The sequence below is a fragment of the Pseudomonas sp. SDO52101_S400 genome (assembly GCF_054071635.1).
In genome coordinates this window covers 1-1517 of sequence record NZ_JBSVWF010000133.1, presented here as the reverse complement: position 1 = coordinate 1517, position 1517 = coordinate 1, and the positions used below count along the sequence as shown (strand labels likewise).

1 protein-coding gene is annotated in these 1517 nt (G+C 55.6%); it reads right to left on the bottom strand.

Going from position 1 to position 1517, the window contains the following annotated elements:
* Positions 1-409: 409 nt before the first annotated feature.
* Entirely contained in the window at positions 410-1423 is a 1014-nt protein-coding gene (locus ACW9HX_RS29030) for an IS110 family RNA-guided transposase (protein ID WP_457383208.1), read from the bottom strand.
* Between the last annotated feature and the right edge of the window lie 94 nt (positions 1424-1517).

Sequence of the window (1517 nt, the reverse complement as noted above, 5' to 3'; positions counted from 1 at the left end):
GACACCCATTAGCCGGTCTCAAGTCAAGGTTAAAAGCCACCGCGCCCTGCAGTTTTCAACTGCAGGGTTTGCTCTTCCACTCAACCTGATCGGTTGAACCCGTCGAACCCGTTTTCTCTTCACTGGCTACGACCAAGTCGTGCCAGACACCCATTTGGATCAAGCGGTAGCGATACGACCAGCACCGCCCTGGCAGTTAACTGCCCCAGAGAAACGTTGGTGCCGCCAATGCGTCCAAAACGTGTCACAGAACGGTGGCTCGTGCAAAACACACGTCCAGTCCCAGCTGGCTCACCTGGCAGACGACCCGGTTACAACTCACTCAGGCGGTGATGGTCGGTCGCCACTCAGATTTAGTGGTTCGGGCCCAGTCCCTTTTTGGTTGGCCGACCATCACCTGATTCGCCCCTCAGGCGAAACAGCGTCTGGCATCAAAAGGCTGTTTCTCCTTCAGGATGTGATAACTCGCTCGCGCCAGCTTGTGTGCCAGCGCCTTGGTAGCGACCACGGCGTTGGTCTTGGCTTTCTTCTTCTCGAAAAAGCGTTTGGCATCTTCGCTGAAGCGCCGGGCGAAATTAGCCGCTTCGATATAGGCCCAGATCAAATAAGCGTTGCCGTTCCTGGCGTTGCCTTCACCTTTCTTTTTGCCGTTGGAGTAATGCGCACTTTTTACGCAGCGAGCGTAAGAGGCGAAGTGGCCTGCGTCGGCAAAGCGCTCGATATTTCCGGTTTCCAGCATGATGATCGTGGCCAGCACCTCGCCAATCCCGGGCATCGTTTTCAGCAAGGAAAACTCCGGGCGCAGACGGGCTTCGTGCAGTAATCGCTCTTCAAGAAAATCAATCTGGGTCTGCAACGCCTGGACAATGGCGACATTCGCTTTCATCGCCAGAGCCACATCCGTCGGCAGGCCCAGCCTGTCGACGGACGTGGCTGACAGCCCTTTGACTTCATTGCAGCTCAACCGCCGGCCAAACTGGCGCGCCATGATGTTCTCGACGGACAGAATGTGCTGAGTCCGACTGCGTACCAGTTGAATACGTTTACGCGCCAAATCTCGCAGCGCACGTTCTTGCGGCGGATGGATATATCCGGTCGGTAAAATCCCGAGTCGCAGCAAGTGCGCCAGGAAAGCCGCGTCATCCTTGTCATCGGAATGCTTTAAACCGTCGTAACGCTTCATCGCCACGGGATGGGCCAGCTTCACCTCGAAACCCGCCGCCTTAAGGCCATCGACCAACCAATACCAGTTGTACGTCGACTCAACTACGACGCCGATCAATTCAGCACGATGAGGCTCGAGCAGCAAAAGGATCGGTGTTAGCTCGTTGGGACAGCGTCGACTGACCAGTACCCGATCCGTTTCGTCGGTAACCACCACAACACTGTTGTTCGAATGCAGGTCTATGCCACAGAATTTCATCACGGCCTCCTACGCAAAAGACTAAGTTCGCACCTTGAATTTTGCGCCACCTCCGTGAGGTGGGGAGGCCGGCCAGATGATTCTCAGATTTATT